7 protein-coding genes and 3 pseudogenes are annotated in these 7,003 nt (G+C 69.6%); 6 read left to right on the forward strand and 4 right to left on the reverse strand.

Annotated features, from left to right (window positions below; genetic code table 11):
• A pseudogene (locus ACF1DX_RS38885) lies at positions 1–131 on the forward strand (TetR family transcriptional regulator); the annotation flags it as partial.
• Between the two features lie 928 nt (positions 132–1,059).
• Positions 1,060–1,410 (forward strand): SsgA family sporulation/cell division regulator, encoded by a 351-nt coding sequence (locus ACF1DX_RS38890; RefSeq protein WP_391795863.1) that lies wholly within the window; start codon positions 1,060–1,062, stop codon positions 1,408–1,410.
• A 15-nt stretch (positions 1,411–1,425) separates the two neighbouring features.
• Here ACF1DX_RS38890 and ACF1DX_RS38895 read toward each other — a convergent pair.
• Positions 1,426–1,842, reverse strand: a pseudogene (locus ACF1DX_RS38895) (nuclear transport factor 2 family protein); the annotation flags it as partial.
• Positions 1,843–1,865: 23 nt separating this feature from the next.
• On the opposite strand from ACF1DX_RS38895, the pseudogene ACF1DX_RS38900 reads away from it, so the two are divergent.
• Positions 1,866–2,804: pseudogene (locus ACF1DX_RS38900) on the forward strand (Tn3 family transposase); the annotation flags it as partial.
• A gap of 41 nt (positions 2,805–2,845) precedes the next feature.
• Here the strand turns inward: ACF1DX_RS38900 and ACF1DX_RS38905 are convergent.
• Entirely contained in the window at positions 2,846–3,424 is a 579-nt protein-coding gene (locus tag ACF1DX_RS38905) for a TetR/AcrR family transcriptional regulator (protein ID WP_391795864.1), read from the reverse strand.
• Between the two features lie 81 nt (positions 3,425–3,505).
• On the opposite strand from ACF1DX_RS38905, the gene ACF1DX_RS38910 reads away from it, so the two are divergent.
• The 3 genes from ACF1DX_RS38910 to ACF1DX_RS38920 all read left to right on the forward strand — a co-directional run bounded on the left by ACF1DX_RS38910 (position 3,506) and on the right by ACF1DX_RS38920 (position 5,902).
• A complete protein-coding gene (locus ACF1DX_RS38910) occupies positions 3,506–4,279 on the forward strand; it encodes an SDR family oxidoreductase (RefSeq protein ID WP_391795865.1) in 774 nt (257 codons plus the stop codon).
• Positions 4,280–4,308: 29 nt separating this feature from the next.
• A complete protein-coding gene (locus ACF1DX_RS38915; RefSeq protein ID WP_391795866.1) occupies positions 4,309–4,677 on the forward strand; it encodes a VOC family protein in 369 nt (122 codons plus the stop codon).
• Positions 4,678–5,290: 613 nt separating this feature from the next.
• Positions 5,291–5,902 carry a TetR/AcrR family transcriptional regulator gene (locus ACF1DX_RS38920; protein ID WP_391795867.1) on the forward strand — a complete coding sequence of 204 codons (612 nt, stop codon included), beginning with the start codon at positions 5,291–5,293 and terminating at the stop codon, positions 5,900–5,902.
• A gap of 52 nt (positions 5,903–5,954) precedes the next feature.
• On the opposite strand, the gene egtC is transcribed toward ACF1DX_RS38920, so the two are convergent.
• The gene (gene egtC / locus ACF1DX_RS38925; protein ID WP_391795868.1) at positions 5,955–6,761 is read right to left on the reverse strand and encodes an ergothioneine biosynthesis protein EgtC; all 807 of its coding nucleotides are present in this window, start codon (positions 6,759–6,761) and stop codon (positions 5,955–5,957) included.
• On the reverse strand, positions 6,761–7,003 hold a 243-nt coding region (locus ACF1DX_RS38930), incomplete at its 5' end, for an SUMF1/EgtB/PvdO family nonheme iron enzyme (RefSeq protein ID WP_391795869.1). The genes egtC and ACF1DX_RS38930, both read right to left, overlap by 1 nt.

Below are 7,003 nucleotides of genomic sequence, written 5' to 3' on the forward strand. Positions count from 1 at the left end.
TCGTCATGCTCCGCGACGGCGCCATGGCAGCCGGCTGCCTCTTCGACCCCAAACTGATCTCCGAAACCTTCCTCAACGGCGTCGAAGGCCTCCTGCGCACGCTCGCTGCGCCCGCCCCCACCGAGCTCTGACCCCCAGGGCCTGACCGCCGGCCACGCACCCGTCGCGCGACCCGAGAACGCTCAGTCGCTGTGACTTCCGGTCTCTCGAGAGGGGAACACGGCCCAGGTCGTGCGGCCGCTCTCGCTCACTCCCCAGCTCTGCGCGAGTGCCGCGACGATCACCAGTCCCCGCCCTCTCGGGTCCTCAGGCCGAGAGTTGCACAGCCGAGGCAGAGCGTCGGGCTTCCGACACTCTGGTGAGTTCGGGAGCGAAGACCGTATCGAAACGGTGCTGCGGCTGCGTCAGCGATCGCGTGGGCGACATGGCGGATCTCCTCATCAGATCGCCGAGGTGCGGACTGAGGGTCGAGATCACAATGGTCGACGACGGTGTGTATGTAACGTTCACTATACTCCGCGCGGGGGCCGCCGCAAGACGACGATTCGGTAGCGGAACGCACCATCGGACCGAGCGGTGCGCCTCGGCTTCATTACCAATGAGTAGAACTTGACGGCAATGAACAAGGCGCAGGTCGGACCGGTCGGATACCGAACAGGGTGCCGCCCTGCGCGCGCCTCACCGCATTTGCACCGGTCCATTCACACGGCTTGCATTCCCACGCGTCTCGCATGTCAGACACCATTCAATGGCCTATGTCACGGACACGGAGTGTTCATTTTTCCTTACACCCGGCGTAGGTTCTGTGCCGTTGATGAGCGGCAAGGCCGGTCGCGGAGCTGTGGTGTACACAGCCCCGGACTGTACGCGCAGCAGGCACGGAAGGGGCAGCGGACGGCCGCCGCGCCCTCCCCCCATCGAGGTGCACTGCGACGCGTGAGGCAGCCGGCACAACGGAAGCCTCTCTCGCGATTCCACATTCCACGGAGTGACAGCATGCCCCGCGCAGAACTTACATGCATAGTGCAACTTGTGGTCGCCCCAGGGCGCAGCATCCCCGTGTCCGCCCGGTTCTCCTACTACGCACGGGATCCGTACGGCATTCATGTCGTCTTCCAGCTCGACGAGCGCCCCCCGGTCAGCTGGGTCTTCGCCCGCGACCTCCTGGCGGAGGGCACGGTCCGGCCCAGCGGGATCGGTGACGTACGGATATGGCCCGGGAAGGAGGCAGAATCGAACTCTCTCTGCCTTGAGTTGGCCTCACCCTGTGGGCGTGCACTGCTGACCGTGCCCGTGGACATCGTGACGGCGTGGCTGGGAGAGACCTACCGCCTGGTACCGGCCGGTTTCGAGGCGGCGGCACAGGATGTCGACGGCGAACTGTCCCGGCTGCTGGGCGAAGTCAGCTGACGCCGACCGTAGGGCTCAGCCTTTTCGGGCGGCCTCGAGCAGCAGCTTCTGCGCCTCCGGACTGCCGTCGGTCGGCAGGAGCGTCCGGCTGGCGATCCTCCAGCCCTCGGGGGTACGGACGAAGGTCCACCTGTCGGCCAGAACCCTGTGAATGCGGAAACCTGTCGACTCGCCGTGATTGGCCAGCTCGCGCGGCCCCTCTGCGGTGTCGGGTGGGATGAGGGCGAGGTACGAAGTGGCCACGGCGCTGTCGCCGTTGAGCTCCTCCAGGGGCAGGCCCGTGAAGTGGGTGAGTCCGCCGGCGATGGCTGTCCTGTGAGCTTCGCTGCCCACGAGGGAGGCCATGTTCTCCCGGCCGCTCGCTCCCTTGAGGTCGGGCCCCCGGTCGAAGCGGACATCCTCCGTGTAGATGGCCTCGATGAAGGAGGGGTGACCGGTGTCGGCGCCGTTGCGCCCGCGGGCGCCTTCCGTGGGGCATCACCCGGCTCAACGCCGTGGACGACCAGGTAGCGGGCATCGGGCAGATGGTCGTGCCCGGCACCCCGCGCGATTCCCTGCACATCCTGGACACCCTGCTGAACCTCGACGCCGGGGTGAAGCCGGACATGGTGGCCACCGACAACGCCCCCTCCTCCGACATGGTGTTCGGCCTGTTCTCCCTGCTCGGCTACAACTTCTCGCCCCGCTTCCGCGACCTGGCCGACCAGAGGTTCCGGCGGGCGAAGCTGCCCGGGGTGGAGACCGGCGGGTACGGGCCGCTGGAGCCGCTGGCCCGCAACAAGGCGAATCCGAACAAGGTGATCACGCGCTGGCCGGACACGCTCCGGGTGGTCGGCTCCCTGGTCACCGGGCAGGTGCGGGCCTACGACCTGCTGCGGATGTTCGGCCGCGAGGGACGCCCCACCCCGCCGGGCACCGCGTTCGCCGAGTACGGGCGGATCGCCAAGACCCTGCACCTGCTACGGGTCGTCGACCCGGTCGACGACACCTACCGGCGGCAGATGAACCGGCAGCTCACCGTGCAGGAGTCCCGCCGCAAGCTCGCCCGCGACATCTGCCACGGCAAGCGCGGGCAGATCGTGCAGGCGTACAAGACGGGCCAGGAGGACCAGCTCGGCGCGCTCGGTCTTGTACTGAATGCCGCCGTACTGTGGACGACTCGCTATCTCGACGCTGCGGTCGAGGAGTTGCGGGCCCTGCCCTCCGAGGAGCGCGAGCACGACGTCCTGGACGAAGACGTCGCCCGCGTCTCCCCGCTCAAACGCGCCAACCTCAACGTGCTCGGCCGCTACGACTTCACCGCCGGTGTCCCGGCCGCCGACGCCCTGCGCCCGCTGCACTACCCCGACTCGCCGGAGCTGGACGAGGACGACGACGGGAGCGGTCAGGAGTGACGGGCAGGACCTGGTCGGCGGCGCACGACGCGCCCCCTGACTCAGGGTGACTGCGGGGCGCCGTGCCGCAGGCCGTCGAAGAGGAGGGCGGTGATCTGCCGGGCCTCGACCAACCAGCCCTCCGTGGCGCGCATTCCGCAGATGCCGCCCAGGGCGCGCAACAGGGTGGAGCCTGTGACGTCGTCGCGGACGGTGCCGGCCGCGCTGCCGGCTTCGAGCAGCAGGGAGAGGGCGTTGGCCATACGGGTGCGTGCGTCGTCGAAGACCGGTGAGTCCGTCGCCATGATGCTTTCCAGCACACTGGACATCCCCTTGCCCACCGCCGCGTGGTCCACGAGCAGCAGCAGGAAGCGCCGCAGCGCCTCCTCCGGGGCGTGTTGGTCCAGCAGGACGCCGGGCGTGGCGCACAGGTCGTCGACCTCTTTGCGGTAGACCTCCTCGATCAGCGCTTCGCGGGTCTTGAAGTGGCGGTAGAGCGTACCCACGGCGACGCCGGCGCTGCGAGCGATGTCCTCCACGTGCGCGTCGGTGTCGCCGCCGAGGAATGCCTGGCGGGCCGCGGACAGCAGTGCCTCGCGGTTGCGTCGCGCGTCGGCGCGCAGCGGGCGTGATGCCGGCAAGAGAACCTCCATAAGGTGAGTCCGGTTCCGCTTACGTGTACCGTTTCCGGAGTCAGGTTCATCTTACGGAGGAGAGACCCCATGCCCATCACGGACAACAGCCTCGACGGCCTTCGGGTACTGGTCACCGGCGGCAGCCGGGGCCTGGGCGCGGCGACCGTGCGGCGCTTCGTCGCCGCGGGCGCGACCGTGCTGACGGCCTCCCGCAGCCGGCCCGAGGAGGACAGCGGTGCCACATTCCTCGCGGCGGACCTCTCCACGCAGCAGGGTGTGGCCGAACTCGGCCGCCGCGTCGTCGAGCAGGTGGGCGGCGTGGACGTGCTCGTGAACAACGCGGGCGCGGCGAGCGCCCCGGCGCCGACCCTGAGCCGGTCGGACGCATCCTGGCGGGCGGACCTGGAGATGAACCTCCTCAGCGCCGTGCGCCTGGACCGGGCCCTGGTGCCGGGAATGGTCGAGCGGGGCTCCGGCGTCGTCGTGCACGTCTCCTCGATCGCCAGCCAACTGCCTCAGCGCACCGAGGCGTCCTACGCCGCCGCCAAGGCCGCGCTCAACACCTACAGCCGCGAACTGGCCACCGAGGTCGGCGAGCACGGCGTGCGCGTGGTCTGTGTCCTTCCCGGCTTCGTCGTCACCGACGGCGCCACCGCCCACCTGAAGCACATGGCCGAGAAGCAAGGCATCACCACCGAAAAGGCCACCCAGCAGATCGTGGACCACCTGAACGTTCCCATGGGCCGCCCCGGCGACCCCGAGGACGTCGCCGAGATGATCGCCTTCCTCGCTTCCAGCCGCGCGAAATGGCTCACCGGAGCACAGTTCCGGGTCGACGGCGGCATCATCCCGACCGTCTGAGCAACCACCGACAGTACGAGGACACCCCCATGCCCATCACCCTGACCTCCGTGATCATCGACGCCGCCGACATCGAGAAGGAGAGCTCCTTCTGGCACCGGCTGCTCGGGGGCTCCCTCACCCCTACGCCGACCCACCACTTCGTTCAGGCCCCCGGCCTCCCAGTGATCGTCGTCCAGTCCGCCCCCGGACACACCGCCCCGAACTGGCCGGACGGCACCTCCCAGCAGATGCACCTCGACTTCGGCGTCGACGACCTCGCAACCGCCGACCGCACGGCCACCGACGCCGGCGCCACCCGACTGCGGCCCACCGACGAGGTCACCCCGGAAACCCGCACCGGCAGCCGCGTCTACGCCAGCCCGGCCGGACACCCCTTCTGCCTGCGCTCGACCTGAGCCAGTCACCGTCCACCGAGCCGCTCCTGTCGTCAAACGATCGTTTGCCGACAGGCAGTCGGCGCGTCCAATGCCCCGTGCAATCCGGGGGTTCGCGGCGGCGCGAATCCAGATCCGATGGTGATCGCTGACAGGGTTTGACGACAGATAGGGTCCGATCCTCCGTACGGAAGGGGCCCCTCGATGGCGAACCTGGTCTACAAACGGGTCTCGACCGACCAGCGGTCGGCCGCCCGGTAGAACCTCGTCCTGGACGAGGCCGGGATCGAGGACCCGGTCGTTTTCGAGGAGGATCCGGGCACTTGCAGCCGTCTCCACCCACTCCAGCGGCCGAAGTTCCGCGCGCTCCTCGATTACGCGCGGCCGGGCGACACCGTCCGCATCTCCGACTCGGCTCGACCTGCCACGACCGGTGCGGCGAGGTCGCCGGACACCGTCTGCGTGTCGCGCGTGCGCGCCCCTTCCGCACGCCGTGCCCGCTTCCCAGCCATCGCTGCCAGGACCGGACAGGGACGTCTTGTCGTATCCGCATGAGTAAATTCGCATCGACGCATGGGTAAATCCGCATCGACGTGCAATACCGAACGTTCTGTCTGCCTGCTATGATGGGGGCATGGTGCGCAGCGAATCCAAAGGCCGACCGTCCGAAGCGCGGGCACGGCTGCTCGACACGGCCTGTCGGCTCTTCTACGCCGAGGGGATTCACGCCGTGGGCGTCGACCGGATCGCCACGGAGGCGCGGGTGACACGGGCGACCTTCTACCGGCACTTCCCCAGCAAGGAGGACCTCGTCCTCGCATACCTGGGCGAAGCCGACGCGGCCATGCGGCGCCGGGCGGACGAGGCCGTCGCCGCTGGACTTCCGGCGGCCGACACGATCAGGGCGCTGAGCAAGTCCATAGCCGGGAGCATCCAGACCCCGAGCTACCGAGGATGCGCCTTCCTCAACGCCGTCGCCGAATTCCCGGACCCCGACCACCCGGTTCACGTCGCCGTGCTCGCACACCGTCAGTGGTTCCTCGACAAGGTCACCGAACTTCTGGCCGACATCCGGGAGACGCCCGCTGAAGCCGCCGCGCATCACTTCGTGATGATGCGTGATGGCGCCACGGCAGCCGGCTGCCTGTTCGACCCCGTGATGGTCTGCGACACCTTCCTGCGAGGAGTCGAGGGTCTCCTGCGCCGTCACGTCGCGAACAGCGGGACAGAACCCGCCGACGTCTGAACCGGATGCGGTACGTCGCCGTCGACCGCCGGTCATACCCCGGCGGCCGGCTTCAGCCACGTGGTGGACGGTCCATTCCGAGCGGCCGACCTGGCGTGGGTGCAACCCGTGACAAGGCCTGGAGCGGGGTGAGCAGCACGTCGGTGCGGCTCGCCGCGAGCAGGGTGCGGTCGGGGACCTGACGCCAGTTCGTGTCGTCGTCGTAGGGCTCGGAGGCCACGACGGTGCCGCCGCCGGGCCGGGTGAGGTACCACAGGGTGTCGCCCCAGGCGGTCGCGGTGACGGTGTCGCCGTTGGCGAGCAGCAGGTTCAGCCGCGAGCCGGGGGCGGCGGCAGCGACCTCCAGCACCGTGTCGGCCAGCGCCTGCCCCTCCTCGTCACCGCCGCGCAGCCTCGCCAGGACCAGCGCCCACACGAGCGCCGAGTCGTTGCGGGCCTGCAGCGACAGCAGGTCCTCGGGAGGCAGCGTCCGGGAGACGGCGGCCAGGGAGCCGGGCCAGCCCCGGACCGCGCCGTTGTGGCTGAACAGCCACGTCCCCGCGGCGAACGGGGCCGCGGCGGCCTCCGCGTCCGCGCCCGACAGGGTCGCGTCCCGCACCGCGGCGAGCAGCGCGCCGGAGCGGACGACCCGGGCGAGGTCGGCGAACGACAGGTCCGCCCAGACGGGCCCGGCCCGCCGGTAGCGGGCCGGCACCGGGTCCCCTTCCGCGTACCAGCCGACACCGAAACCGTCGGCGTTGACCGTGCCGTACCGCTGCCGCCGGGGAGCCCACGACTGCCGGTACAGACCGTGCGGCGGCTTCACGAGCAACTCGCCCAGCGGCTCCGCGGGCCCCACGTACGCCACGTGACGGCACATCAGACGTCCTCCGAGCGGGCCGTGCGGAACCCGGAGAAGATCTGCCGCCGGATCGGGTAGTCCCAGTTGCGGAACGTGCCCCGGCAGGCCACCGGGTCCACGGCGAACGAACCGCCGCGCAGCACCTTGTGCTCGGGGCCGAAGAAGACCTCCGAGTACTCCTTGTACGGGAACGCCCTGAACCCCGGGTAGGGCAGGAAGTCGCTCGCCGTCCACTCCCACACGTCGCCGATCAACTGCCG

The organism is Streptomyces sp. NPDC014676 (assembly GCF_043084105.1).
Lineage (GTDB): Bacteria > Actinomycetota > Actinomycetes > Streptomycetales > Streptomycetaceae > Streptomyces.